This window comes from Fructilactobacillus sp. YLN 2412, from assembly GCF_059488745.1.
In genome coordinates this window covers 204,749-230,902 of record NZ_CM183165.1, presented here as the reverse complement: position 1 = coordinate 230,902, position 26,154 = coordinate 204,749, and the positions used below count along the sequence as shown (strand labels likewise).

At 36.2% G+C, this 26,154-nt stretch carries 25 protein-coding genes and 1 riboswitch; of the genes, 8 read left to right on the top strand and 17 right to left on the bottom strand.

The features are described from left to right. Positions 1-8 precede the first annotated feature (8 nt). The 7 genes from AC0GLR_RS00925 to AC0GLR_RS00895 all read right to left on the bottom strand — a co-directional run bounded on the left by AC0GLR_RS00925 (position 9) and on the right by AC0GLR_RS00895 (position 7,040). Positions 9-329 (bottom strand): DUF7671 family protein, encoded by a 321-nt coding sequence (locus tag AC0GLR_RS00925; RefSeq protein WP_495604954.1) that lies wholly within the window; start codon positions 327-329, stop codon positions 9-11. A 9-nt stretch (positions 330-338) separates the two neighbouring features. Then, positions 339-1,250, bottom strand: coding sequence for a DMT family transporter (locus tag AC0GLR_RS00920; protein ID WP_495604953.1), 912 nt, complete (start codon positions 1,248-1,250; stop codon positions 339-341). Positions 1,251-1,427: 177 nt separating this feature from the next. Continuing rightward, positions 1,428-4,136, bottom strand: coding sequence for an MMPL family transporter (locus tag AC0GLR_RS00915; protein ID WP_495604952.1), 2,709 nt, complete (start codon positions 4,134-4,136; stop codon positions 1,428-1,430). Further along, complete coding sequence (locus AC0GLR_RS00910) at positions 4,129-4,767, bottom strand: TetR/AcrR family transcriptional regulator (RefSeq protein WP_495604951.1); 639 nt, start codon at positions 4,765-4,767, stop codon at positions 4,129-4,131. The genes AC0GLR_RS00915 and AC0GLR_RS00910 overlap by 8 nt, the downstream gene beginning before the upstream one ends. 91 nt (positions 4,768-4,858) lie before the next feature. Beyond that, positions 4,859-5,761 carry a DMT family transporter gene (locus AC0GLR_RS00905; RefSeq protein ID WP_495604950.1) on the bottom strand — a complete coding sequence of 301 codons (903 nt, stop codon included), beginning with the start codon at positions 5,759-5,761 and terminating at the stop codon, positions 4,859-4,861. Between the two features lie 3 nt (positions 5,762-5,764). Then, complete coding sequence (gene galE, locus AC0GLR_RS00900; protein WP_495604949.1) at positions 5,765-6,763, bottom strand: UDP-glucose 4-epimerase GalE; 999 nt, start codon at positions 6,761-6,763, stop codon at positions 5,765-5,767. Position 6,764: 1 nt separating this feature from the next. Then, complete coding sequence (locus tag AC0GLR_RS00895; protein WP_054645993.1) at positions 6,765-7,040, bottom strand: GNAT family N-acetyltransferase; 276 nt, start codon at positions 7,038-7,040, stop codon at positions 6,765-6,767. Positions 7,041-7,198: 158 nt separating this feature from the next. Here AC0GLR_RS00895 and AC0GLR_RS00890 point away from each other — a divergent pair, with 158 nt between their 5' ends. The 3 genes from AC0GLR_RS00890 (at position 7,199) to proC (ending at position 11,260) form a co-directional block, all read left to right on the top strand. Then, positions 7,199-8,938, top strand: coding sequence for a phospho-sugar mutase (locus AC0GLR_RS00890; RefSeq protein ID WP_495604948.1), 1,740 nt, complete (start codon positions 7,199-7,201; stop codon positions 8,936-8,938). 105 nt (positions 8,939-9,043) lie between these two features. Then, positions 9,044-10,405 carry an AAA family ATPase gene (locus AC0GLR_RS00885; protein ID WP_495604947.1) on the top strand — a complete coding sequence of 454 codons (1,362 nt, stop codon included), beginning with the start codon at positions 9,044-9,046 and terminating at the stop codon, positions 10,403-10,405. A gap of 90 nt (positions 10,406-10,495) precedes the next feature. Beyond that, positions 10,496-11,260 (top strand): pyrroline-5-carboxylate reductase, encoded by a 765-nt coding sequence (gene proC / locus AC0GLR_RS00880; RefSeq protein ID WP_495604946.1) that lies wholly within the window; start codon positions 10,496-10,498, stop codon positions 11,258-11,260. 69 nt (positions 11,261-11,329) lie between these two features. On the opposite strand, the gene AC0GLR_RS00875 is transcribed toward proC, so the two are convergent. From AC0GLR_RS00875 to AC0GLR_RS00850, 6 genes are all read right to left on the bottom strand, one after another. Continuing rightward, a complete protein-coding gene (locus AC0GLR_RS00875; protein ID WP_495604945.1) occupies positions 11,330-14,104 on the bottom strand; it encodes a cation-translocating P-type ATPase in 2,775 nt (924 codons plus the stop codon). Between the two features lie 141 nt (positions 14,105-14,245). After that, positions 14,246-15,031 (bottom strand): hydroxyethylthiazole kinase, encoded by a 786-nt coding sequence (gene thiM, locus AC0GLR_RS00870; protein ID WP_495604944.1) that lies wholly within the window; start codon positions 15,029-15,031, stop codon positions 14,246-14,248. 1 nt (position 15,032) lies between these two features. After that, positions 15,033-15,683, bottom strand: a complete 651-nt coding sequence (gene thiE, locus AC0GLR_RS00865) for a thiamine phosphate synthase (RefSeq protein WP_495604943.1) — start codon at positions 15,681-15,683, stop codon at positions 15,033-15,035. Beyond that, positions 15,670-16,485: a bifunctional hydroxymethylpyrimidine kinase/phosphomethylpyrimidine kinase gene (gene thiD / locus AC0GLR_RS00860; RefSeq protein ID WP_495604942.1), complete on the bottom strand. Its 816-nt coding sequence runs from the start codon at positions 16,483-16,485 to the stop codon at positions 15,670-15,672. The genes thiE and thiD overlap by 14 nt, the downstream gene beginning before the upstream one ends. Before the next feature lie 104 nt (positions 16,486-16,589). Beyond that, positions 16,590-16,678, bottom strand: a riboswitch (TPP riboswitch). 44 nt (positions 16,679-16,722) lie between these two features. Continuing rightward, a complete protein-coding gene (locus AC0GLR_RS00855; RefSeq protein WP_495604941.1) occupies positions 16,723-17,382 on the bottom strand; it encodes a histidine phosphatase family protein in 660 nt (219 codons plus the stop codon). 1 nt (position 17,383) lies between these two features. Beyond that, positions 17,384-19,978 carry a YfhO family protein gene (locus AC0GLR_RS00850; protein WP_495604940.1) on the bottom strand — a complete coding sequence of 865 codons (2,595 nt, stop codon included), beginning with the start codon at positions 19,976-19,978 and terminating at the stop codon, positions 17,384-17,386. A 150-nt stretch (positions 19,979-20,128) separates the two neighbouring features. Between AC0GLR_RS00850 and AC0GLR_RS00845 the strand changes: the two genes are divergently transcribed. The 3 genes from AC0GLR_RS00845 to AC0GLR_RS00835 all read left to right on the top strand — a co-directional run bounded on the left by AC0GLR_RS00845 (position 20,129) and on the right by AC0GLR_RS00835 (position 22,363). Then, the gene (locus AC0GLR_RS00845; RefSeq protein WP_495604939.1) at positions 20,129-20,650 is read left to right on the top strand and encodes an HdeD family acid-resistance protein; all 522 of its coding nucleotides are present in this window, start codon (positions 20,129-20,131) and stop codon (positions 20,648-20,650) included. A 76-nt stretch (positions 20,651-20,726) separates the two neighbouring features. Then, positions 20,727-21,674: an NAD(P)H-binding protein gene (locus AC0GLR_RS00840; protein WP_495604938.1), complete on the top strand. Its 948-nt coding sequence runs from the start codon at positions 20,727-20,729 to the stop codon at positions 21,672-21,674. A 95-nt stretch (positions 21,675-21,769) separates the two neighbouring features. Next, positions 21,770-22,363 carry a cadmium resistance transporter gene (locus AC0GLR_RS00835; protein ID WP_495604937.1) on the top strand — a complete coding sequence of 198 codons (594 nt, stop codon included), beginning with the start codon at positions 21,770-21,772 and terminating at the stop codon, positions 22,361-22,363. Positions 22,364-22,392: 29 nt separating this feature from the next. Here AC0GLR_RS00835 and AC0GLR_RS00830 read toward each other — a convergent pair whose 3' ends face one another. Both AC0GLR_RS00830 and AC0GLR_RS00825 read right to left on the bottom strand, forming a co-directional pair. Next, positions 22,393-22,647, bottom strand: coding sequence for a Txe/YoeB family addiction module toxin (locus AC0GLR_RS00830; protein ID WP_495604936.1), 255 nt, complete (start codon positions 22,645-22,647; stop codon positions 22,393-22,395). Continuing rightward, a complete protein-coding gene (locus AC0GLR_RS00825; RefSeq protein ID WP_495604935.1) occupies positions 22,647-22,907 on the bottom strand; it encodes a type II toxin-antitoxin system Phd/YefM family antitoxin in 261 nt (86 codons plus the stop codon). Before AC0GLR_RS00825 ends, AC0GLR_RS00830 begins: the two co-directional genes overlap by 1 nt. A 217-nt stretch (positions 22,908-23,124) precedes the next feature. Between AC0GLR_RS00825 and AC0GLR_RS00820 the strand changes: the two genes are divergently transcribed. Both AC0GLR_RS00820 and AC0GLR_RS00815 read left to right on the top strand, forming a co-directional pair. Beyond that, on the top strand, positions 23,125-23,394 hold the full coding sequence (locus tag AC0GLR_RS00820; protein WP_054646004.1) for a DUF3892 domain-containing protein: 270 nt from the start codon (positions 23,125-23,127) through the stop codon (positions 23,392-23,394). 215 nt (positions 23,395-23,609) lie between these two features. Beyond that, complete coding sequence (locus AC0GLR_RS00815) at positions 23,610-24,041, top strand: pyridoxamine 5'-phosphate oxidase family protein (protein ID WP_495604934.1); 432 nt, start codon at positions 23,610-23,612, stop codon at positions 24,039-24,041. Between the two features lie 51 nt (positions 24,042-24,092). Here the strand turns inward: AC0GLR_RS00815 and yjeM are convergent, their stop codons facing one another. Continuing rightward, a complete protein-coding gene (gene yjeM / locus AC0GLR_RS00810) occupies positions 24,093-25,571 on the bottom strand; it encodes a glutamate/gamma-aminobutyrate family transporter YjeM (protein ID WP_495604933.1) in 1,479 nt (492 codons plus the stop codon). Positions 25,572-25,607: 36 nt separating this feature from the next. Further along, positions 25,608-26,126: a methylated-DNA--[protein]-cysteine S-methyltransferase gene (locus AC0GLR_RS00805; protein WP_495604932.1), complete on the bottom strand. Its 519-nt coding sequence runs from the start codon at positions 26,124-26,126 to the stop codon at positions 25,608-25,610. Positions 26,127-26,154 lie beyond the last annotated feature (28 nt).

The following is a 26,154-nucleotide window of genomic DNA, read 5'->3' as shown; positions in this document are numbered from 1 at the left end:
TTAACCCCTTATTTATCGCCTGTTAGCTTAACCCTAGCTCGTTTCACAATCTCTGAGTCGACATCATCGCTCAAGAATCGTGCCATTGGGGTAAAGTGATGGCGTTTTTTAAAGGATACCTTAAAAGAAGCAATAATTGCAACCCGCATCTGATTCTCGGTTAAAAAAACTTGTCCAATATTTCGAAATTTACCTTTGGTATGTTTACCGATTCTCCATTCATGCAATTTGAAATCACCGTTGGCATCCAACTTGATTTGATAGTTGCCAGAATCATCTTGGTCAACTGGCACACCAATAAACCGCAATACTTCATATTTTTCTGTCATAGTTCACCATCAAAGTTTCATTTTGTCAATTTCAGTTTCAACCACTTTTCGTTTGTAATTTTGCAAAATATAAATTGCTAAAATTACTAGAGCTGAACCCACAATCTCCATAAAACTAATTTGCGTGTGTAAAAATATCACACTTAAAATAAATGTCATTACTGGCTGCACTGCATCTACCAAACTAACATCCTCTGAACTCGCAAAATGCATACTATGTAATAAACAAGCAAAGGGAAGTACTGTCCCAAAAATAATAATGGCGCCAATTCCAATTGTTCCACCAGATGTCAGTTGTGGTACTCCAACCCAGACTGGTTGATGCAAATTAAAGAAGAATCCAGCAATCAAAGTTCCCCAGCCTAAGACTGTAAGCGGAGAATTATCCTGCATTAAAGGTCTCGGAATGACTACATAAAATGCAGCCGTAATCCCGGAAATAATCCCCCAAAATAACGAAACTGGTGGAATTGAAAGCTGACTAATATCACCTTTTGTAATAGAGAGAACAACTCCGACAAGGGCAATCAAAAAAACAATCAGGTCGATTTTATTTGGTTTCTTATGCATAAAGATAAAACTACCCAATAAAATAAATAAAGGAGCCAAATATTGCAAAATAGTTGCAGAAGCTGCATTACCAGTCTGTACACTTAAGAAAAATGATAGTAAATTAGCCCCTAATCCTAAAATTGCATACCCAAAAATTAACAAAATTGATTTCCAAGTTTTGAAAACATTAAAAATGTTCCCTTTATAGATAATCGCACTAATCACTAACAAAATAATCCCAGAAAATAAAGTCCGAACTGATAAAAACCAGCCAGCTGGAATTTTAGCGTTCTGGGAAACAAATTGGAGAATTGTCCCAGAAACACCCCAAAAGGCAGAAGCCAATGCTGCCCACAAAATTCCTTTCATAATATTTCCGTGTATTCCCTTTTTCGTGGCACCCATACCATTCACCTCAAAAATAATTTTAAATTTTTCTCAACAGTTTAATAATACTCTTATACAAACGATAGCGTAAATAATCTTAAACTTAAAATATTTTAACTAATCAAAAAAGCCTAGAAAAATTCTAGACTTTTTACTCATTTATTTAATTCTTCGTTTGTGTTCTAAACTTTGCTGATTACTATACGTTAAATTAATAGCAGCTGAAAGTAAAATTGGCAGGATGATAATCAAAATCAATAATCCAACTACCACCGCAATTGCAACTTGAATCAGCGTTAAGACACCAGATGGAATCAAGGCAGCAAAAGTTCCACCTAAAATCAAGGCAGCTGATAAAACAACCACCCCTATGAACTTCGATGCCGCTACAATTCGCTCGGCTGGTTCCGCTTCCGGATCAATCGTCTGATATTTACGCATCAAGAAAATGCTGTAATCGACTCCCAAAGCGATAATCATAATAAAAGCAAAGAACGGCGTATTCCAAGTCAACATTTTTTGCCCCAAAACAACGGTACTAATTAATTTAGTAATCGTTAATGAAGAAAGATAAGCCAACAGTAAGGTTCCTTCGATATAAAGTGGTTGTAAAATTGATTTTGTCACAAACATCAAAGCCAGCAAAATCCCAATTAACATAATGATAGCCGTTCGTAAGAAATCTTTAGTAGCAATCTCATGTGTATCAGACATGGTAGCCGTTTGACCACTTATGGCAACAGTGGCTCCATTTAAGCTGGTTCCGCCAATGTTTTGTTTTACTTGAGATTGAATGTTATTAATCGACTTCATTGCTTGAGAACTTGAAGGATTATCTTTCAATACTACTGTAAGCTTAGTAATTTTTTGGTTTTCTGAAAGATAATTATTTAATGCTTGTTTAAATTCCTTGCTTTGCAACACTTGATTAGGAATATAGAAAGTATCGTTGGAAACAGCAGAATTTTGCAGGGTGCTGAGATAATCATTAGCTGCAGCACTTCCTTGGGAAATTTTTCCCAATCCTTCGTTAGCAGCAGTTAGTTGGCCTTGCAAGGCTTGTAATTGATTAGCCATGGACTGTGTATTACTTCCAATATTTTGCGTATCACTAGCTATCCCGTTTAAATCATTACTCATACCACTTTGTTTAGCCTGAGCTTGAGCACCGGCTTGTTGTAATGCACCAGTTACAACTTGTAATTGAGCTTGATTCAACGGCGAACCCATCGCGGTGGCCTTTTGTTGAATCAAAGCTACTACTTGTTGTCCAGCGGTTGCATTATTACCGCCAGCAGTATTCTGAATACTTTGCAAATGTTGCCCGATTGATTGAGCAGATTCACCAATTGCCTTTAACTGGCTGCCATTAAACGACTGGTTAGCAGCCCCAGCTTGAATTTTATTCAATCCGCTATTAGCTTGACTCATTTTACCAGTCAGTGTTTTTAACTGATCATTTAAATATAATTGTTTGATTGGCTGTCCGCTTGGTTCCGTAACTGATGCAACAGTTTTCACATCGTTTCGTTTAGCTAACTGTCGCGTAATCCGATCAATTGTCATCAAACTCTTTTCATTATTTAAGCTATGATTTGCTTTAATGTAAATGGTAGCCGGCTCAGCAGTTCCTTTAGAAAAGTGTTTTTGTACAATATTTAAACCTTGTTTAGACGGGATTTTATTATTTAATTCAACAGCATCATCATAATTCAATTTTCCATGACCCATCACTACTAATGGCAGCACAACTACTAGAACTAGTAAAATAGCTGGCACTGAGAATTGAACTGCTTTTGATGAAAGAAAGCCCCATAATCTGCTACGTTGCTTTTGCGTTTCCAACCGTTTAACCGGCCAAAACATCTTTCCACCTAAAGTCAACATAAAAAATGGATTTAACGTTAACAATACCAGTAGTAATAAAATTACCCCGATAGCTACTGCAACCCCAGAACGATAAATCGAGAAATTAGCTAACCCTAAAGCAGCAAACCCGATTAAAACTGAAATTCCACTATCAAGAATGGTTTTCCCAGCTAACTTACGAGCATGCATAGTGGCTGCTACTTTATCCATTCCATCCGCCAAATCATCCTTAAACTGATCATACAGTAGAATGTTGTAATCGGTCCCAATTCCAAAAAGAACTACTACCATAAAAACCTGGGTAAAGTTTGAAAGTGGAAAATTAAAGTATTTTACCAAATTCATAACTAAACTCAGCGAGGTAATAAAGGAAACTCCGACCGTCAGTATGGAAATCAACGGCACAATTGGCGATTTGAAAACAATGATCAAAACAATCAGGATAAAGACAGTCGCAATAATTTCTGTCTTTTTAATCCCATTTACCATTGATACCCGCATATCATCATTTAAAATGTCTGAACCAGTGACATACGATTGAAGTCCGTTAATCCGCGCACCTTTTTGTAATTTATTATTAACCGTTTCAACTGAATCCTGCTTAGAAACATTTAACTGCACTAATTCAGTCGTCTTGTCTTTTGAAATCAATTGTTTTTTAGCAACTGGAGTATTTTGAACAGAAGTAACTCCTTTAATGCCATAATAATCAGATTTTTTAGTCAATTGTTTCAACTGATGATTAATTTTGGCTTGGTCGTTATCATTAATCTTTTTGTCATTATGATAAACCAACACTACCTGACGAGTGTTGCTAATATGATGACCCCAGTGTTTTTGCATGTTTTCTGCCACTTGACTCTGCATATTACTAGGGATTTTAGTTTGACCCTTTTGTGCTTCTAAATTATTAATATTTGGTAGGAACAAAACAGCGGCTATCACTGCTACTATCCATAAAACAGCCACCACTGTATATTTCTTCACAAATTTATTCATTCTCGGCCTTCCTCTCTCCATCCTTTTTCATGGCAAATAATTGCATTGGTGCTTCATTTTGTAACTTAGTAATAATTTGAGCGACTTTAGCTGGTGCTTCCGGTCGATCTTTAGAAATCCAATATACAATTACCCCCATAACTTCATCAATCGTGAACTCACGGGCATAATCTTCGGGAATTTGATTGGCAACGGTAATTTGCTTATCAAGCTTCGTTAATGAACTATCCAAATCAGCAAAAATAACTTTTTTTACTTTGCTAATAAAATGGGGATCACCCTTTTCACTCAATAATGCTGCAATTAAACGACGATTTTGATAAAAATTATTTAGTGTTTCAAGGATGAAAGGTGCTGGTGTTTCAGCATTTTTATCCACAATCAGCCATTGCATCGCATTTGGCATCACATTTTTCAAATCGGATTGTAATTGGTCAAGCAATTCATTTTCAATTTTTTCTAAAAGATCATACTTGTCAGTGTAATGAGTGTAAAAAGTTCCTCTGCCAATCCCAGCGGCACGCGTAATGTCGATTACATTCATAGACCGAAAGCCTTTGTCATAAATCAAATCCACAAAGGCATTTTTTATCTCTGCAACTGTATTTGTTTTTCGAAACTGCTTTACCAATCTCCCCACCTCTTTTTCTTAATTTTATTTTAATCTTTTTTGTTATTAAGTCAACACGGTGTTCAATTAGTTTAATAAAAAAAACAATCTTTTAAGATTGTTTTTTCGGCTTAATTGCTAAGATGAAAACTGTACTGAGAACTAAGATCCCACCAATTATTTCATATATATTAAAGCTGGTATTAAAAAAGACAACTGTTCCGATGGTTGCCGATAGAGGCTCAAAAGTATCTAATAAGCCAGCGGTAGTGGGAGAAATGTAATGCAAACTGGAAGTAAAACAAAGAAATGACAACATTGTTCCAAAAATCACAATAAAAGCCACTCCCAATATTCCAGCCAGTGATAAATCGGGAGCATTTACCCAAAAAGGATGAATACAAGTAAATATTAATCCGCCAATGACCATTGCCCAGCCAACAACAACAAACGTACTAAACTTTTCAATCAGTTTTACAGGAAGCATTGTTTGCAAAGCTCCAGCAAGAGCAACTGTCAAACCCAATCCAAACGCCTTAGGGCCAATGGCAATCGTGGTTAAATCACCTTTGGTAACTAACAACCACGTTCCAACTAAAGCAACCAACACCGCTATTCCTTGTGGTTTAGAAGGTAATTGATGATAAATAATCGCAGTTAGAATCACAATCATCACCGTTCCAAGACTTTGCATAATCGTGGCAGTTGCCGAATTACTAGCACGAACCGTTAGCAGGAAAAAATACTGGACGCCTGATAAACCAAAAACAGCATAACAAAGCAATCGTGGCCAGGCAGCTTTCTGTTTCCAAATCGTGGTTAAAGAGTTTTTTTGTACAAACTTGGTAAAAAGCAAAATTAAGATGCCGGCTATCGACATCTTAATTCCCATTAACCATTCAGTTGAAAAACTCTTATCTTGAAACAGAAATTGAGAAACTGGTCCTTGAATTCCCCACATGAGTGCTCCAGAGATTGCTAAAACAACTCCTAGATAAGTTTTATTTTTCTTCATTGACTATCCTTGTTGATCTTCGTAACCATTTGGATGTTTTTGTTTCCAAGTCCAAGCGGTACTAATGATATCTTCAATATTATCAAATTTTGGCTTCCAGCCTAAGACCTCACGTGCCTTAGCACTATCAGCAACTAGGGTATCTGGATCACCGCCACGACGAGGAGCAACTTCAGCCGGAATTTTTTTACCAGTAACTTTTCTAGCAGCTTCCACAATTTCCTTGTTTGAGAATCCAGTTGATGACCCTAGGTTAAAGACATTGCTAGGATTACCTTTTTTAAGGTATTCCATTGCTAAAATATGGGCATCTGCCAAGTCTAAGATATGAACGTAATCACGAACATTGGTCCCATCTGGAGTGTCATAATCATCACCAAAAATTTTCAGTTTGTCCTGCTGACCAGCAGCCACTTTTAACACAATTGGAATCAAATGGGTTTCTGGATGATGATCTTCTCCAATTGATCCATCTTGTTTAGCACCAGCAGCATTAAAGTAACGTAAAGCAACAGAATGAATTCCATCAGCTTTATCAACCCATTTCATGATGTGTTCCATGATTAATTTACTTTCGCCATAGGGGTTGATTGGCTCTTTATGATCTTTTTCGTGAATGGGGATCCGTTCCGGATTACCGTAAGTAGCAGCTGTTGAAGAAAAGACAATGTTTTTAACCCCTGCTTTTTTCATTGCTTCCAAAAGTACAATCATACCAACTACGTTATTATCAAAGTATTTTAATGGATTTTTCATTGATTCGGATACTAATGAAAAAGCATCCATATGAATCACTGTATCAATATCTTCATTTGTAAATAAATTATCTAAAAATTCACCATCTCTGGTATCGCCTTCATAAAACTTAGCTTTGGGATTGATAGCTTTTTTATGTCCGGTCGAAAGATTGTCAGCTACAACAACGTCATAACCTTCATTAACTAATCGATCGACCATATGTGAGCCGATATATCCAGCCCCTCCAGCAACTAAAACTGCCATTTTAATTTCTCCTTAATAAATGATTATATTTGGTATTGCGTGCAAAAAACGTCTGTGCAAAAGAACAAACCGGCACAATCTGCTGATGTTGCTTTTCAGCATAATCAATCATCACCAACATTAATTTACCAGCAAGTCCTCGACCACGGTAATCAGGATTTACAAAAGTATGATTAATGAAAATAGTCTCATCCTCAACCGTAAAACTAACTTCTGCAACCAAATTCCCTTGTTCGTCATTTGCATAAAAACGTCCGGGTTCAAAATCAAATTTCATCTTTAAACACCCCACTCAATTTATGTATATTGTAACATAACTAGATTAGGTACCAAATCGTCACAATAAATCCGAGTTTAATTGACGTAACTAAGATTAATAACTATAATTTGGCATAGCATTAATACTTATGAAACAATTTTATAGGAGACTATTTAATGAATAAAACAGAAATTGATCAAAAATATAACTCGTGGATTAACGCACCAGACATGCCTGCTGAACTAAAACAAGATTTAGAAAAAATTAAAGACGACGATGCTGCTAAGGAAGATGCTTTCAGTACTTCATTGTCATTTGGAACAGCCGGAATGCGTGGTCTGTTAGGCGCTGGGACCAATCGGATGAACATTTATACGGTTCGTCAAGCAACTGAGGGTCTGGCTAAATTAATGGAAACACTTGATCCAGCCGAAAGAGATCGCGGCGTTGCCATTAGTTTTGATCCCCGTTATAATTCACAATTATTTGCACATGAAGCAGCTCGAGTATTAGGTGCTCATGGTATCAAAACTTTTGTTTTTGATGACATCCGTCCCACCCCTGAGCTTTCGTTTGCTGTCCGCAATTTACATACCTATGCTGGTATTATGATTACCGCCAGCCATAACCCTAAACAATACAATGGTTACAAAATCTATGGAGCTGATGGTGGTCAAATGCCACCTAAGGAATCAGACCTGATGACTTCATATGTTCGTAAAGTTGATGATCTTTTTGCCATCCCGGTCGCAGATGAAAAAGAATTGCGTCACGAAAAATTAATGAGTATTATCGGTGAAAATGTGGATGTTGATTACTTAAAAGAGGCTCGAACTGTCAATGTCAATCATGATTTAATCAAAGAAGTTGGAAAAGACTTAAAATTCATTTACACGCCCCTCCACGGAACGGGAAAGATTATTGCTAGACGAGCATTATCAGATGCTGGTTTCAAAAATTACGATGCCGTAATTGAACAAACTATTGCTGACCCTGAATTTCCAACTACTCCCTTCCCTAATCCAGAGTTTCCGCAAACATTTGATTTAGCCATCAAATTAGGGAAAAAAGAAAATGCGGATGTTTTAATCGCCACTGACCCGGATGCTGATCGTCTTGGTGCTGCTGTGCGTCAGCCTGATGGTGAATATACCTTAATGAGCGGTAACCAAATCGCCAGTGTATTATTACATTACATTTTACAAGCTAAAAAAGATGCTGGTACACTTCCTGCCGATGGAATGGTAGTTAAATCAATTGTTTCGACCGAATTAGCGACTGACATTGCTAAAAGTTATGGGATTGAAATGCGAAACGTGCTGACTGGTTTTAAATTTATTGCCGAACAAATTAAAAACTTCGAAGAAAATCATGATCATACTTTCCTCTTTGGTTTTGAAGAAAGTTTTGGGTATTTAATTAAACCATTCGTTCGTGATAAAGATGCCGTTCAATCTACTATGTTATTGGCAGAAGTTGCTGCTTATTACAAAAAGCGTGGTATGACTCTGTATGACGGTTTACAAGAATTATATAAAGAATATGGTTACTTTGAAGAAAAAACCATCTCAGAAGAGTTTGATGGGGTTGACGGTCAGAAAAAGATGGCTGATTTGATGAAAAACTTCAGAAATCATCCATTAGATTCATTTAATGGGGTGAAAGTAACCGCCTTAGAAGATTTCCAAACTTCTGAAAAAACGGATGCAGACGGTCACCAAACCAAAATTAATTTACCTCAATCCAACGTTTTGAAATATTGGTTAGCAGATGGAACTTGGTTGGCAATCAGACCTTCTGGAACCGAACCTAAAATTAAGTTTTATGTCGGAGTAAAGGCTGATACGGCTGAAGCTGCCAAACAACGTTTACAAAGTTATGTCAAAGCAATTGACGACGAATTATTACAAAAATAAATAAGTTTCCAAAAAAGACGAGCAATCGTCTTTTATTTTTGTTTACTTTTTGCCAGCTTACTTATAAAATAAATAGGTTAGACATATAAGTAAGGGAGTGTATTTATGACTTTTGAAGAATTAAAAGAATATGGTCAGTTATTTTATCGCTCTAACTATAAGTTAGACAGTAATTTAGAAACCAAAACCTTTAAAATAAAAAACATCAAGTCCAATCAGCACGTGCAAAATGATGAAGGCGGTTTTACCGACTGGACTGACAATATGGTCACTTTATACAACTTACTTAGTCCAGTGATTGGGGATACTTTCGGTTACAATTTCAACTTTAAAAAACGCGAAATGTATTTGTACTTTCCTTTAAAACAGAAAACTACTGCTGAAGAACTAAATCAAGCTTTACCACTCGTTAATTTAATCAATTTAGAACAAGACGATAGTTCAAACATTGCCACAATCGATATCTCAAAATTTAACGATCGCTACGAATATGCTGCTGGACTTTATGACAACCAGCCACTAGCTGATTTAGATTTATCCAACTTAACTGATATTAAAAACAAAACCACTGATTCTGATGATAATAATAAAGAACAATCCAGTGATGACTTAAACCTTAACATCGAAAAACTAGATACTTCCATCGATGCCTTAAAGGAATTAGAGAATTTAACCGGCTTAGACAGTGCTAAAAAACAAATCACAGATATGATTGCCATTGCTAAAATGAATAACCTTCGAGAAAAACATGGTCTTAAAATTCCAGCTGGAATTAGTAAACATATGGTTTTTGTAGGAGATCCTGGAACGGGAAAAACAACTGTTGCAAAACTGTTTGCAACCATTCTCTATCAAAATGGCATCATCAAAGATAGCAAATTTGTTAATACCGATCGTTCTGATCTAGTCGGTCACTATACAGGGACTACTGCTGATCGGACCAAAAAGGTTATCCAAAGCTCACTTGGCGGTGTTCTTTTCATCGATGAAGCCTATCAGCTTTCCCATCCCGACAGTCCTACTGATTTTGGTCATGAAGCTATCGATCAACTAATCATTGGGATGGAAAATCATCGCAAAGATTTGATTGTGATTCTCGCTGGTTATACCAACGAAATGGAAGAGTTTCTAAACGATAATCCAGGATTAAGATCCCGAATCCCTAACCGTATTTTCTTTGCCGATTACTCTACTGATGAATTAGTCCAAATTCTATTTAAAATGATTACTCATGACGAAATTGTCAAACTAAGCGACGAAAAATACTTTCAAGAAACGATTACTAATTTCATTGAAAAACATCAGCCAACTGGAAATGCGCGCTGGGCAAGAAATGTCTATCAAGCGATGTTGCAAGCGCAAGCTCGTCGAGTTGCCTTTCAAAAAGATGAACCCAGTACTGAAGATTTAACTAAGATTACTAATGCCGACCTTGATCAGGCTTTAGAAACCACCCCTACTAACTAATCCAATTTATTCAATTCGCAAATCCTTCAAAAATTTACATTGTGCATGTTATACTTGGGAAAATAATATTAATCAAAAGGAGTTTTATTTATGAATATCGGTATTTTAGGTGCTGGACACATGGGTAGTGCCATCATCCGCGGCTTAGCCAACAAATATGATGTGAATAATATTTTTGTAAAAGGTCATCATGTTAACGAACGTCTCTTAAATTTCCAAAAAGAAATTGGTTTTCAAATTTCAAAAAACGATGACTTAAGTAATTTGGATGTGTTATTCATTACCACTCCAGCTGCTATTACCATCAACATCTTAGATGGTGTAAAATTAAAACCTTCTACAATCATTATTTCAGCTGCACAAGGTGTTTCTCCTGATTCACTTAAAGAAGTCTTTCCAGACAATTCAGTAGTTGCTATCGTTCCTAATATTCCGGTTGCAGTTAATGCTGGATGTATTGCCATGGCTAAATCTGACACTGCAACTGAAAAAGATAAAAAAACTGCTGACACTATCTTAAAATCACTTGGTACATTAGTTCCAGTCGCTGAAAAAGATCTTGGTATTGTAGGAACCGTAGCAGGTTGTGGTCCCGCCTTTGTGGATGTCTTTTTAAGCGCTCTCTCAGATGCAGCCGTGCAAAATGGTTTAGATCGTGAAACTTCATATGAAGTAGCTTCTAGCATGGTTTTTGGAAGTGCTAAATTAGCTCTTGATACCAAAACCAATCCAGCTATCTTAAAAGATCAGGTAACTTCTCCAGGTGGTTCAACGATTAAAGGTGTAGTTGCTTTAGATCAAAACGGTTTTAGAAATGCTGTTAACCAAGCAGTTAATAAAGCCAATGGTTCATAATAATTAAAATATTACATGCAAAAAGTCCAAGTAATTAAAAAATTTAATTACTTGGACTTTTTTGTATTATTATGCTGTTTTCTTCTTATTCAGATATTTTCTAATAAACCATTTACGTGCTTCATCAATTAAAATTAGCGGAACTGGGATACATAATAAATAAATCCAATCTAGCAAATTAATTGGTGCAGTTCCAAAGAGTCCATGAACAAAAGGCATGTAGATCAAAAATGCCAACAAACAAATTTCAAAGACGATTCCCCACATAATTCGGTGGTTAGAAAAAATCCCAATCTTAAACAATGATGTGGTTTCCGTTCGACAGTTCAACACAGTTGCTACTTGACAAAAGACAATCGCTGCCAGAGTCATCGTAGTTGCTGCTGCATATACATAACCTCCATGAGCTAGAGGTACACTTGGCCAGCCATACTGCCAATTGACAAAGAAGTATGCAGCAGCTGAAACCAGAGACCCAATCAAACCATAATAACAAAAACTCTTTAATAGAATCCCTTTATTTAACAAATGAGCATCCCGTTTTCGCGGTGGTCGCTCCATGATTCCCGGCTCGCTTTTTTCAGCTCCTAAACCTAGAGCTGGCAACATATCAGTTCCTAAATCAACGGTTAAAATCTGCATTACCGTTAATGCCAAAGGAATTAAACCGCCTGAAATAATAAACAGTAAGGATGGAAACGCTTCCGACAAATTACTATTAAAAATATATACCAAAAATTTCTGGATATTACTGTAAACCGTTCGCCCTTCTTCAATTGCGGATACGATTGAAGCAAAATTATCATCAGTTAAAATCATATCGGCAGCTTCTTTAGCAACATCGGTACCAGTTACTCCCATGGCAATTCCAATGTTAGCTTTTTTCAAAGCCGGTGCATCATTCACACCGTCACCAGTGGCTGCGACAATCTCACCATTAGCCTGACACATTGACACGATTCGATATTTATCTTCAGGAGCAACTCGTGCAAAAATCACTTCGCCTTTGACTGCTTGACGTAGTTCATCATCACTCATCTGATTTAATTCAGCACCAGTAATTACGCGAGCCTTGTCAGAAACAATTCCGATTTTAACTGCAATACTTTTAGCAGTTAAAGAACTATCCCCGGTTACCATAATGATTTTAATATCAGCGGTGTGACATTTCTTCACAGCATCATAAATTTCTTCTCGAGGCGGATCCTGCATAACAGCTAATCCGACAAAGATTAGATGCTGTTCTGTATTTTCAATCGTAGCACCAGAAACATCATCAGCAGTAATTGTATTATAAGCAAAAGCCAATGATCGTAATCCTTGGGCTGCATAATCTTGATTAGCTTGATCGATTTTAGTTTTATCAGCATTGGTCATGGGGCGGACTTCGCCATTAATTAAAATTCGGTCACAGACCTGCATCATGTTCGATAGAGCCCCTTTGACATACACAGCAACTTTGCCATCAGGTTCCTGTTGCAAAGTAGTCATCCGTCTTCTGGTTGAGTCAAAAGGTAATTCTTTCAAACGAGGAGTGGCTTGCATGCGTTGATCTAAATCCAACCCGCCTTTTGCCGTTAAAATGTTTAATCCGGCTTCAGTTGGTGTTCCTAAAATTTTAGGTGCGGTTTTCCCTTCTTCGCCGCCTTGCACTTTCGTATCATTATTTAAAAGGGCAATGTCTAATAACAGTGACAAATCTTTTTCATCTTTTAAATTAACATTTTGCTGATTAAATTGAATTTTTCCGTTGTTAAAATAACCTATTCCGGTAACCGTGTATTCCTTATCAGGAAGCCAAATGTGATTAACAGTCATCTGATTTTGCGTTAATGTTCCAGTTTTATCAGAACAAATCACATTGGTTTCACCCAAAGTTTCCACACTATCCAAGTTTTTCAATAGCGCATGTTTTTTAGCCATAACTTGGGTTCCGTGTGCCAATGACAAGGTTACTGTTGGCAATAGACCTTCAGGAATAAATGCCACAATCATTCCTAATGCAAAAATAAATGATTTGGCAATTGGATAATGCACAAAGAAAATAGCTAAAACAAAGAATCCAAGTCCAATTACTAAAGCAAGTACAGAAAGCTGACGTGTAAGTCGATTTAATTCTTTAGTTAAAGGAGATACCGTCCCTTTTTGATTTTGTGTCAACTTGGCAATTTGACCAAATTCAGTATTCATACCCGTTTCAACTACCATAACCGTAGCTGTTCCGCTAGTAACCACCGTTCCAGCAAAAACAATATTATCAATTGCAAATTTGCCATCGCCATGTTTATAATTGGCAAATTTATCGACAGGGACAGATTCACCGGTTAAAGCTGATTCATCAACTTGCAACGATGATGAATTTAAAACTCGCGCATCAGCTGGTATTGCATCTCCTGCTTGCAAAACGACTAAATCTCCAGGAACTAAATCTTCAGCTACAACCTGAATCTTTTTCCCATCCCGAATCACACTTACATATGTAGGTAACATTTTACTTAAAGCATCCGTGGCTTTTTTGGCGGCATGTTCTTCCCAATAAGAAAACAACCCGTTGATAATGTTAACCGCCCAAATCGCAATCCCAAGTTCTGGAGTCCCTGCTAAAATCGCAATCACACCTGAAACCCACAAGAGACAAGCCATCAACGAAGTGAAATTCTTAATAAAATTCAAGAATCCATTTTCTTTTTGTCCCTTTTCAATGACATTCTTTCCCACGGTTTTCAGCTTTTGCTGAACTTCGGTGTTGGTTAGTCCATCAGTAACTGATGATCCTAAATCCTTCACTAGTTCGGCAACTGGGAGCTGGGCGTAATCATCATCTGTCATTTTATGATCCATCATAGTTCACCTCATCTTTAAAATCATTCTAACTCTTTAAAATTTAAAACAACTAAAATATATGTTAACCCTTTTAAGCCTAAATTCAACAGTTAAAAATAACTTTAAAGTTACAAAAAATCCATCTCAATGAGATGGATTTTTTTATCTTTTTTCAATTTTTAGTTGCTTAAAAAAGGTTTTATCATCTAAACTAGCTAAATTATCATATGTGTGTTGCAAAAATGTAGCAGGCTTTTTATGCTCCGAAGTAGCCAATTCTGCTACCACTGGTAAAATTCCGGTGGTATAAGCAAGTGTTTCTAATGAGTTATCAAGGCTCAAACCGGTTCCTAAAATACCATCTAAAACATCACCCATTCCCACGTTTGTTTTTAACATGGGAGCATCGTTTTTTATCAGATAAACAGTCATACCATCTGTCACAATATCAGTAGGTCCAGAAATCACAATCTTAGTCTGCAATATTTTCGCAGCCGTTTTAGAAATTTGAATTGGATCACCAGCTCCACTTCCAGCATCAATCCCATGACTTTGCCAATTTATACCTGCTAATGCTGCAATCTCACCAACATTTCCGCGAATAGTATCAATCTGTACATTTTGCAAAATTTGTTTCACTCGTTCTTCTCGCAAAGCTGTTGCACCAACCGCTACCGGATCTAAGATCACAGGAATCTGCATAGCATTAGCCTGTTCTCCTGCTCTTAAAGCACAGAGCTGTGCAGCTGGATTAGTTGATCCAATGTTAATAGTTACGGCGTTAGCTAGCTTTACCAAGTCTTTAACTTCAAGCGGATCGGCTACCATCATCGGAGAACCTCCCACATAGTTAATTCCATCAGCAACATGTTGAGGAGTAATAAAGTTAGCAATATTTAAGACAATCGGACTTGTAGCTCTAATTTGCTGAATAAAATCTTGCTTCATGTTAATTTCCTCGCTGTTTTAAAATTTGGACGGTCTTTTTAATATCTGAACTTTTAGTAATCGCTGATATCACAGCAACCCCTGCAACTTTTTCAGTTTTAAAATCAGTTGCATTATTTTCATGAATTCCACCAATCGCAACGACTGGTTTGTTAGTTTGTGCCACTACTTCGTTTAAACCCTGAATTCCAATTGGCGCTTTCACATTAATTTTGCTAGAAGTTGCAAAAATCGGTCCAACTCCAAGATAATCAACAACTGGTAAGAACGACCGACTGTGTTCTAATTCTTCTAAGTTATGAACTGACAACCCCATCATCAAATCAGGGGCTAACTGGTGAATCACGTCGGCACGTTTATCACTTTGACCAACATGAATTCCTTCAGCACCAATTGCACGAGCTAATTCATAATCATCATCGACAAATAACGGAACTTGCTTTGTTTGCGTAATGTGATGCAACTGCTGTCCTAGAGCAATTTTTTCCGCTTTCGTTAAAGTTGTTCCATCTTTTTCGCGATACTGTACAGCTGTCACTCCTGCAGCAAGTGCTTCTTTGACAATTTTTAACAATTGTTGGGGATCATTATTAGTATTTTGCGTTCCAATCACTAAATAAACTTGCAGCATCTGTGATTTAAATTTCATCATTCTCATCCTTCCAATTACCATGATTCAACGGACCATGTCCATGACCAATATACAAAGGTTGTTGAATGATACCAGCTAAATAATGATGTGCTTTATTAATGGCCGTTTTAAGATCATCGCCTTGAGCTAAATAAGCTACCATAGCTGCTGATAAAGTATCGCCGGTTCCATGAGTTCTTTCTGTGTTAATTCGAGGACTCGTCAGCCAATAATCAGTTCCATCTGCTAATTTAACGTAATCAGAAACGGTTGCATCCTGTGCATGCCCGCCTTTAATAATCACATTCAAAACTCCAAGCTGCTGAATCTTTGTAGCAGCCTGTTTTACATCTGTCTCGTTATTAATTTTTTGATCAGCTAAAATCTCTGCTTCCGGCAAATTAGGCGTTACTACATCAGCTTGTGGTAACAATTTTTCTTTGAGCGTTTTGATCCCCTGCTCGGTTAATAAATGAGCCCCGCCTTTGGCTACCATTACCGGGTCAACTACTACATTTTGTAAATGATACTGCGCTAAGTTATCTGCCACCATGGCAACGTGTTCTGCATCAAACAACGCTCCTGTTTTAGCCGCCTTAATCGAAAAATCAGCCAAAATTGATTTAAACTGTTCATTCACAATTCCTCGTGGTAACGGGTATTGTCCTTGCACTCCTAATGTATTTTGAGCTGTTACTCCTACCACTACATTGGTACTAAAAGTTTGACAAGCCTGCATGGTTTTTATGTCAGCTTCAATCCCTGCTCCACCGCCAGAATCAGTTCCAGCAATCGTTAATGCTTCTGGAAATTGTTTTTTCATGTCAATCACACTCCTTGTTTCCTAATTTAATTCAAAATAAAAAGTCCTCAGCATTGAGCTGAGAACTCGAAAAAGTTGTTTAATTTAAAAGACAAATTGTCATGCATAAATTAAGATAAGTTTCCTGCGATAGTCCGAACTATATCAGGTTCAATGGGTATAATCTCAGCTCAAGGCACCCCAACTTCTTATTTGATTGCTTTCATTTTAGCATAGATTCATTAATTTAGGTTTAAATTAGATGTTATCATCCAATTTATTATAATATTCGACCTTAATCGTATCAGGAAGAATATTTAATTTTGTAATACTTCCATTTTGGGCCGGCTGACCTTGATCAAGTTCAGGAGCATAACGATCCACAATCGAACGAATCGTCATTCCATGAGATACAATCAAAATTATTTCACCATCTTTAGTATTTTCGCGGATACGGTCAAATCCCCGATCGATTCGCGTCCAAAACTGTTGATTGTCTTCGGCATTATGGTATAAATCAGCTTTGGCAATTAGATCACGAGCTCGTTCTAGTCCAAAGTGTTCCAAAACACCCTTTTCATTGGTGATTTTAACTTGTTCTCCAACAAACTGCCACATTTGTTCCAAGTTGTCGCCTTCAAAATAACCGTGGAATTGTTCTCGTAATTCTGGGTATTGATAGGTAATAATATTAATCCCATTCGGATTTTCTTTTAAAATTTGACGTCCAGTTTCAACTGCTCGACCAGAATCACTGGTAAAAGCGGCGTCAAAAGGCAGAACAGATAAACGACGACCAGCTTCTTTGGCATCATTTATTCCTTTTTCAGTCAAAGGTGAATCAATCCAACCTTGAACTTTGTTATAAAGGTTTAAATATGTTTGTCCGTGACGAACTAAATAAGCTGTAACTCCCATTTTATTTCTCCTTATTTTTGTTTTTTCTTCTAAAGTAGATTAATTCCCCAACAACTCCAAGAATACCAAGCACTGTTAAAATAATGCCTACTAACAATCCAGGAGTATGGTATGTGAATTCTAATTTGTGTTTTCCAGGTTTTAACTTAATTCCAGTTAAACCGTTAACTACTTTCTTAAGTCTAACAGGTTTTCCGTTATCAGTAACCTGCCATCCCTTATCATAAGGAATACTAATCAATAATTGTAGACGTTGTTTAGTGGTTCGGACAAATCCAACAAAATGATGACCCTTAAATTTCAATTTTTGTGGATCTTTAACTTGGAGTTTGTATGGCTGAGTATCTTTTACAAATTGATTGAATTTATTTTCATCAAACCCTGCTAAATCACGATCTAAATGCTTAACCTTCTGATTTGAATTAAAGGTAATCGTGTATGACTGACCTTTTTGATAACGTCCCACTCTGATAATCTCTGCTCCAAGCTGATGATAAGCAGTTTTTAAGGGTTTTCCATCAACCTTAATCCGTAAAAATTGATTAGGACTGGTTGTTGGTGAATCAAAGTATTGAATACCATTCATTTGCGGGGTAGTTTTAACCGTATATTGATATCCATGACGCTGTTTTTCAACTTGAACGTGGTTGATTTGGTTCGCCACAAAATAATTTTTCTGACTTCCCGCTTCTTTTTGGACTAATGAGTTCAAGTTTTTAAATACATTATTCTGTTCAAAGTGCAATCCGTTAATCTTATCGGAAACAGCATAACCAAGCCCGTTAAAGCGATTATCACGACGAGTATAATATTGCCCATTACGGTTAATCTGAACGTGATTATCAATATTTAATAACTGATTAGTCACCGGCATCGAGCCATTAACACTAATTCGTCGTTCATTACGACTGTATAATCCTAGTTTAGACAACGAATCGTGCGTATGAACATTTAGGGAAGATGTATAACTATTAACGCCAAAGAAATTATACAAAAGCGAATCATTATATTGATTGTAGTTAATGTTAAAACTTTTGCCATAAAGCTGGTTATTTATATTAGAACGCCCAAATTGGTGTTTGCCGGTTTGTTCTGTCTTAATAATTTTGGCAGATTGATCAAAGGCATGAGCAAACCGTTTCTGGCTACCATACTCATGCGTTCCGCCTAATGACATCCAAGCATTTGTACCCATTTCTAAAGCTACTAATACCAACATTAACCACCAGACTCTATTACCATAATGATTAATGGCGAGTAGGAATAAGACCGTTGCCAAAATAAACAATAAAGCCCAAGGCAAATGCCAGTAACTCGCAACGTAAAATGGAGTTGACCAGCCAAACTTGCCCGCTATGAAATATTCGATGGCAGCTGAAACATAACCCAACGTTACAAGTCCAGCTATAATTGCTCCAGCTTTAACAACTATTTGATTATTTTGAAACGCTCCCTTTAGATAAGCTTCATACCCAAGCATAATTACAACAAAACTCAGCATATAAACTTCTCGGAAAGGAAATCCAGCTGGCATTTGGAACATATGCCAAATTGTATCAAAGGTTGAAATCAGCATTCCAAAAAAGATTGCTCCTACTAGCCAGTAAGAAGCATGTTTTTCTTTTTTACTAACTCGTTTTGATAACCAGAAAACAAAAAGGCCAATTTCAAATAACGATCCAATAAAGAAAGACGGTTCGTGATTTAATCTTCCCACAAAGTTAGTTGCCCCAACGCCTAAACTCACAAATGCTGAAGGTAAAAACCGCAAGGTAGGTAAGAAACTAACTAAACTAAGACTTCCCTTTCCTGTTGATAGCATTCCAACAATCGTGGGAATCAACATGAAACATGATAGCATCGCCGCTAAAATCGAACTAATTACATATTTACAGGTCATTGCTCCATGTTCACGCAAATAATACCAAAACTTAGTTCCAGCAGGTCGATGAAGTAATACTAGGTAAACGAAGTAAATGACAGAATAAATACACATCATGTAACCCATGTAATAATTCAAAATGATAGCAATCGTCAAAGCAGCAACGTAACAGCCCCATTTACCTTTAGTAAATAAACGTTCTAGACTCAAGGTTAACAAAGGAAGCAGCATTAAAGCTTCCAGCCACATAAAATCATAAAAATACATTGCCACAAAACCACATAATCCATAGGCAATGGCAGCTAACACTTGTTGGATATCTTGCCGATGATACTTAACATTCAAGAAAAATTCCATCGATAGGCTAATCAAACCAATCTTAATCACAATAATGGCTTCCATTAATAAAGGCACATTAGCAGCCTTTACAAATACTACTAACAGATTCAATGGACTCATCAAATAATAGGTATAGATAGGAATGGCGTTATCCCCAAGCGATAACATAAATGAGTATGTACTAAAAGTATGATGCACTAACTGACTGCGCAAAAAATCAAAAAAAGGCAGATATTGCGTCGCCAAATCACTCACCAATAAATTATGACTCCCAAATGGCTCAATGCCGCGAAAAGCAAACGCCACCAAAATCACAACTATTGGAATGATAAAAGCCGCTAAATAATATTTAGCTCCATGTAAAAATTTTTTCATGTTGAATCAACAACTCTTTTCGTAAGTTAACACCCGACATTTTCTTTTTAAGTTTACTATAAAATGCTTGATTTCACTAGCAAGCGATAATAAAAACCGAATCTGTGATATAATTAAGATTGTATAAAGAAAACGAGGGAGGATAATTTTATGTTTAGTTCAGAAAGAAAATTTGATCCATTTACATTAGTACTTGGAGTCTTATTTGCAATTATGTCACTGGTAATCTTAAGAAATCCGCTTGGTTCATTAAAAGTATTGATTTATGTAATTGCAATTGCATTAGTTGTTGAAGGAATTATCAAACTTGCTGATACTTCAATGATTGATAAAACTTTAGGAATGAGTTCTGGCTGGTTAATTTTCAGTGCCGTAATCGATTTGATTTTAGGTGTGATGATTTTCATCAAACCCGAACTTGGAACAGTTTACATTTGGATTGTTCTTGCACTTTGGTTCATCTTTGATTCATTCTTTGAACTCTGGGCAAGTCGTTTCATTAGTAAACAACACAAAGGTTACTTCTGGTTTGACGTAATTCTTGGTGTCTTAGGAGTTATCTTAGGATTCATTCTTTTATTCAGTCCTGGCATGGCAGTTAGTGTTGGCCTATTCTTAGTAGCCTTCTACTTCATGTTCTTCGGTATTTTATTAATCGTTCGTTCATTCTAAGTAATACAATTCAGAACATGGAATCTTTCCATGTTCTTTTTTTATGCTAAAATATTAGCAAAGGAGTCCTAAAATTATGAAATATGCAGTTACTGCTGGAACAGGTCGCTTTGGCGAACGAGCCATTTTGAAATTAGTGACCTTAGTTCCATTTTATGATATTGTCGTGATTGCTCGCGACACTGAAAAAGCCAAAAAAATGTTTCCTGCTGGTTTGGAGATTCGTCAAGGAGATTATAATGACGAAAAATCAATGGAAAAGGCCTTTAAAGATATTGATCGAGTTTTATTCGTTTCTTCCCAACCAGATCCTAACCATCCGCGACTTGATCAACACCAAAAGGTTGTTACAGCTGCGGCTAAAGCTGGTGTTAAGTTCATAGCTTATACAAGCTTCCCACATGCCAATGTTAGCGAGGCACCACTTGCTCAAGATCATCGAAAAACTGAAAAAATGATTATTGATGCACGCTTGCCTCATGCTTTTTTACGCAATAACTGGTATTTGGAAAATGAACTGGATTTAATCAAGCAAGTTGTTAATGGTAATCCCCTGATTGATGCTTCCGGAGACGAAACGGTCGGTTGGGCAGAAGAAATTTATTATGCTGAAGGTGCTGCCCGTGTTCTTTCAATGATTGAAACCACTCCCTTAGAAGTTTATGAATTTCACGGTGCACAACATACTTACCACGAACTTGCTAAAGCAATCCATGAAGTAACAGGTAAAGATTTCCCAGTTAAATCAGTTGACTTAGCTGAATATCAAACTGCTTTAAACCAGGAAAAGCTCCCTGCTGATGTAATTGCTTTTAAAGTTGCAATTCAAAAATTGATTCGTTCTGGTGCTTTAAACGAACGAATTGGAAAAAGTGCAGTTAAATTTGGAATGTCTCATGAAGAAATTCTAAAAAATAATACCGAAAATGAAAATGCTTTAGAAAATGTGTTAGGTCAGCCGTTACCAAGTTTGTCAGATCAAGTTAAAGACTTACTGACTAAGAAACCTGAATACCTGATTTAATCAATTATAAAAACGCTTGAATTAGAAATTTTATCTAATTCAGGCGCTTTTTTGAAACTTATTTTTTAAATAAAACCGTAAGGAGGAGCAACTCAATGATTGAAATTGTAATCACTTCAATCATCGCCTACTTTTCAACTAATTTAGATTATATTCTCCTACTAGTTTTATTATTAGGAACTTATCGTCGTCCCTCGCTAATTTTAATTGGAGATTTAATCGGTACCTCTGTTTTAATCATTTTACCTATGATAATTGCCCAGCTCCTAGGTGAAGTGCCACAAATGTGGCTGATTGGATTACTAGGAATCTTCCCGATTTTCTTTGGAATTAAAGCTTTATTTCCCAATAAAACACCTGCTGTGAGTGAAACCAAAACTAACTCAAATTCAAATCTAAAAATCATTTTCAGTACCACTCTTCTGACTATCACAGGCTGTGGTGCTGATAATATTGCCGTTTATATCCCCATTTTCATTCATAAAACGAATCCTGAACTGATAGTTAGCTATCTAGTAATGATGTTGATGGCACTCAGCTTTTTTGCAGGTTCAATTGCAATTGGCCATAATAAAAAAGTGGAACTATTACTTAACCGCTACGGGCATTATTTAGCTGCAGTGATTTATCTTTATTTAGGAATTTCTGATTTAGTGCAAAATGGTACGATTGCCCATTTTATTGGTTAAATATTAATTTTTACGTAAAATAATTACCCTTAATGAGCCCAAGCTGACCAGATTATAACTTTTTTATGTTCTTGATCAACTTGATAAACCAAACGATGCTGAATGTTTAAACGACGTGAATAAAACCCCTTAACTGGAGGGGTTAGTTTTTCCATACTCTGATTGGGTTGATATGGATTCTCTTTCAAAGAATTCAAAATATCATCAAATCTGTTAATTAAATTTGATGATTTTATTTTTTTTAAATCTTTTCTGGCTTGTTTTTTTAACGTGATTTGATACATTAAATTTTATCCCAATCAATTCCGTCAGTAATATCAATTTCATCATCATCTTTACGTTCTTGAATTGTTTTTAAAATTCCCCCTTGAACTAAACCTAAAGTTTCTTCTATAGCATCCCAATCTTTTTTAGAAATCATGACAGCTGATTTATCTTTTTCACCATTAGTAGGAATTATTTCTACTGGTTTACTATCAACATTCACTGATTTAATAATTTGATAAAAATTTTTTCTAGCACGAGTTGGTGTAAATGCTTCCATAGTACATTCTCCTTCGCCATTAATCGACTAATTTAATATTCATTAACGTTAGTATAACGTACTTGACTAAGTACTTCAATTGATATTATTCTTTAAATGTTTAATATAAATAACAAAGTATATGATAATATATAATTTAATTAACACCATGATTACTACTAAATCATACTTTTATTAACCACATGTTGTTATACTGACCGTAAAGGTGGTGATTACCATGAATGATGAAATTATTAAAGTTCATTTAGACAATCCGGATTCAGACAAGGAAAGTGATATCACATCGGTTCAATTGCTTAATGGCGGAGTTGTTTCGATTGAGTTAATCATTTCTTACATTGATTCTGGTACCAAATTTTTCTACACAACTGCTTCAAAGGCAATTGCTGATGTTGAAGTCGTTCGTCCAGAAGGAAAAATGCCTTACATCCGTACCATGCATGACGGAACTTTAGATGACAATTTACTAAGTCTGCCAAGATTTTAAAATATAAATAAAAAGACGCTATCAGTCAGAATATCTTTACAATTTCTGCTTGGTTAACGTCTTTTTGTTAATTAATTTTTAGGATAAAATGACAACTAACCATTTATTTGAAGCAACCAAAATTGAACCACAAAAATCTTTTTAAGTACCAAGTACAAGAAACTATCATATATATGGTGTAAGATAACGGTATAGATAACAAAGGAGAGACTATTATGGTAGATGAAGCAAGTTTAAAAAGATATCAGACAGTGTTAAATGAAAACGAGAATAATATTTTCTTAGCTACTTGTAATGAAGAACGAGAAATCGCTGGTTCAATCATCACAGCTAATCAAGATAAAGATCAGCCAAATGTATTTTACGTGGTGACTGATCCTGATTCCAAGCGAGCTTTGGATATTGCCAATCATCCTCAAGTCGCAATCGCAACTTGGTATGATCATAAAAATGGTGACCGCTTAACTTCCAATGAAGCTTTTGCAACCATCACAACTGATTTAAAAACCATGCAGGAAATTACCAAACCTTATCCAGCAATGACACAATATAATCCTACTTTGGAAGGTCAATGTGTCTTAACTATTACTTTGAAATCGGCTTTAATTGAATCATTTCAAGGAGAGCCAGAAGTAATTAAGTTTTAAAATTAAATATTAAAAAAGTAGGTAGCAATTAAATTGCTGCCTACTTTTGTTTTAAGCTTTTTTCTCATATCTTCTATATAATATTAAACCAATCACAGCAAATACAATTGGACCAACAATCATCCAAACCGTTGTCATCCATTGCCCCTGCAAAACAGGTGCAATTAAAGTAAAGATATTGGCTAGACCAACTGTCAATAACACCACTATGGCAGATAAGCGAGCTGAATTATAACTTTTATAGAACGTAAATGATTGTTTAATCTTACCTTTTTTGCGGAATTGCCAGAATGCATAGGCAATAAACAAGTATGGTAATGACATTGCCACATTGGTCATTGAAATCACAACTTGAAAGAAAATCTTGGCATTTTGACCACCAAACGCAACTAATAAAATAAACAAAATTACTAGCAAGGCTTGTATTTTCATCGCATTGACAGGTAAGTCATTTTTAATCTTACGCAGGTATTTAGGCCAAATTTCTTTGGGGGTTCCTTCTACCAATTGTTTTACTGGTGAAAAGACCACAGTTGTAAAAGCACCGATCAAAGCTAAAAACATTGAAATTCCAATGTAGCGTCCCGTCCAAAGTCCCATCTGAGTCGCAACCCCGTGAGAAAAATGCAATGCCAAACCTAGTTGATAACCAAAGTTATTCATGGCAATAAATGCTTCATTTCCCAAGTTAACTTTAGAACCATCAGCCACATTAAAGACTTTATCCCAGTTTGTAAACATCCCGGTTACGAAGATTCCTAATGCATAAACCAGCGTAATCAAGATGGCACTAATCGCTACTCCACGCGGAAAAGTTTTCTTCGGATTCTTCGTTTGATCCACTAATCCACTAATAATCTCAATCCCGCCAAAGGCAAAGATTGCATAAACCGAGAAACTCAAAACTGAAATCCCAGTGGCATATTGCGGATTAGGTGATTTAACTAAACTTAAAAAACTGAGTGGTTGCAATGGATGTCCATTTAACAGCAAAATAATTGATCCGCCAACAATCAAAATAAAGCTAGCCAATAACATGGCAGACCCACCAATCGAAGTAATCAGTTTAAACCGACCCAATCCTCGACTGGCTACGAAGGTAATCACAATTACTAAAATAGCTGCCAAAATCCCAAGGGTTTGCACATCACTTAACCCAAACAAATGCCATGATTGAGTTTTATCAACTCCAAAAATTGCCGTTGAAATGGGAATCCAAATAATCGAACTCGTATTTAACATCCAAGTGATAAAAGATGAATACCACATGATAATTCCAATAAAAGCAAAGCGTGGACTGACTGACTCAGCCATCCACGTATAAATACCACCCTGAGCATCCGGATAAGCCGAACCGAATTCCGCAACCATAAAAGCAAACGGTAAAAAGAAACAAACCGCTGCTAAAATATACCAGGGAATCGCTGCATATCCCATTAAATAAAAAGCACGTGGAATATTAACAAAGTTAAAGATGGAGGTAAAAACCATCAGCACCAATGATAATAGCGTTAGTTGACGTTTTTTCATAGATTAAGGTTCCCTTCAAGTATTTCTTAATTAAAATTACAATAATTCTTTTAAATCAGATTTAGGATTTTGTTCAATCTCGCGTAAATATTGCTGCATACTAGCATCCGTCCGAAATCCTTTAGTTTCACCGCGATCAACTACTCGATGCAATGGAATTGCAATCCAAACTGGACATTTTTTCATAGCATCACGGACCACGTCAGAATCTAAATCCAATTCAGCTGCTAAATCATTTAAACTTCGAGTTTCTCCATAAGGAATCGTTGTAATTTTTTGCCAGACCGTTTCTTGTTGTGGGGTTCCATCAACTAAATAATCAACATTAAACTCCAAATGATCTCTTTTGCCTTTGAGATAACGTTTTAGTGATTTCCGATAGTGATCGGTTTCACTGTGGGCATGTACATATTCAAACTGATGATCATCATAAAAATTCAAAACCTGTGAGACTCCATGTTCAGGCGATCCCACAAAATTTAATCCTTTTTCTGTTACGGTATAAAATATTTTACGATCATCTACATTGATCGCATCCCAATATAGTCGTTCCATACAATTATCCTCGTTTCGTTAAACCATT

Excerpts from the sequence above, each read along its gene's own strand:
- AC0GLR_RS00925 (WP_495604954.1), bottom strand. The coding sequence starts at position 329 with ATGACAGAAAAATATGAAGTATTGCGGTTTATTGGTGTGCCAGTTGAC.
- AC0GLR_RS00920 (WP_495604953.1), bottom strand. The coding sequence starts at position 1,250 with ATGAAAGGAATTTTGTGGGCAGCATTGGCTTCTGCCTTTTGGGGTGTT.
- AC0GLR_RS00915 (WP_495604952.1), bottom strand. The coding sequence starts at position 4,136 with ATGAATAAATTTGTGAAGAAATATACAGTGGTGGCTGTTTTATGGATA.
- AC0GLR_RS00905 (WP_495604950.1), bottom strand. The coding sequence starts at position 5,761 with ATGAAGAAAAATAAAACTTATCTAGGAGTTGTTTTAGCAATCTCTGGA.
- galE (WP_495604949.1), bottom strand. The coding sequence starts at position 6,763 with ATGGCAGTTTTAGTTGCTGGAGGGGCTGGATATATCGGCTCACATATG.
- AC0GLR_RS00895 (WP_054645993.1), bottom strand. The coding sequence starts at position 7,040 with ATGAAATTTGATTTTGAACCCGGACGTTTTTATGCAAATGACGAACAA.
- AC0GLR_RS00890 (WP_495604948.1), top strand. The coding sequence starts at position 7,199 with ATGAATAAAACAGAAATTGATCAAAAATATAACTCGTGGATTAACGCA.
- AC0GLR_RS00885 (WP_495604947.1), top strand. The coding sequence starts at position 9,044 with ATGACTTTTGAAGAATTAAAAGAATATGGTCAGTTATTTTATCGCTCT.
- proC (WP_495604946.1), top strand. The coding sequence starts at position 10,496 with ATGAATATCGGTATTTTAGGTGCTGGACACATGGGTAGTGCCATCATC.
- AC0GLR_RS00875 (WP_495604945.1), bottom strand. The coding sequence starts at position 14,104 with ATGATGGATCATAAAATGACAGATGATGATTACGCCCAGCTCCCAGTT.
- thiM (WP_495604944.1), bottom strand. The coding sequence starts at position 15,031 with ATGAAGCAAGATTTTATTCAGCAAATTAGAGCTACAAGTCCGATTGTC.
- thiE (WP_495604943.1), bottom strand. The coding sequence starts at position 15,683 with ATGATGAAATTTAAATCACAGATGCTGCAAGTTTATTTAGTGATTGGA.
- thiD (WP_495604942.1), bottom strand. The coding sequence starts at position 16,485 with ATGAAAAAACAATTTCCAGAAGCATTAACGATTGCTGGAACTGATTCT.
- AC0GLR_RS00855 (WP_495604941.1), bottom strand. The coding sequence starts at position 17,382 with ATGGGAGTTACAGCTTATTTAGTTCGTCACGGACAAACATATTTAAAC.
- AC0GLR_RS00850 (WP_495604940.1), bottom strand. The coding sequence starts at position 19,978 with ATGAAAAAATTTTTACATGGAGCTAAATATTATTTAGCGGCTTTTATC.
- AC0GLR_RS00845 (WP_495604939.1), top strand. The coding sequence starts at position 20,129 with ATGTTTAGTTCAGAAAGAAAATTTGATCCATTTACATTAGTACTTGGA.
- AC0GLR_RS00840 (WP_495604938.1), top strand. The coding sequence starts at position 20,727 with ATGAAATATGCAGTTACTGCTGGAACAGGTCGCTTTGGCGAACGAGCC.
- AC0GLR_RS00835 (WP_495604937.1), top strand. The coding sequence starts at position 21,770 with ATGATTGAAATTGTAATCACTTCAATCATCGCCTACTTTTCAACTAAT.
- AC0GLR_RS00830 (WP_495604936.1), bottom strand. The coding sequence starts at position 22,647 with ATGTATCAAATCACGTTAAAAAAACAAGCCAGAAAAGATTTAAAAAAA.
- AC0GLR_RS00825 (WP_495604935.1), bottom strand. The coding sequence starts at position 22,907 with ATGGAAGCATTTACACCAACTCGTGCTAGAAAAAATTTTTATCAAATT.
- AC0GLR_RS00820 (WP_054646004.1), top strand. The coding sequence starts at position 23,125 with ATGAATGATGAAATTATTAAAGTTCATTTAGACAATCCGGATTCAGAC.
- AC0GLR_RS00815 (WP_495604934.1), top strand. The coding sequence starts at position 23,610 with ATGGTAGATGAAGCAAGTTTAAAAAGATATCAGACAGTGTTAAATGAA.
- yjeM (WP_495604933.1), bottom strand. The coding sequence starts at position 25,571 with ATGAAAAAACGTCAACTAACGCTATTATCATTGGTGCTGATGGTTTTT.
- AC0GLR_RS00805 (WP_495604932.1), bottom strand. The coding sequence starts at position 26,126 with ATGGAACGACTATATTGGGATGCGATCAATGTAGATGATCGTAAAATA.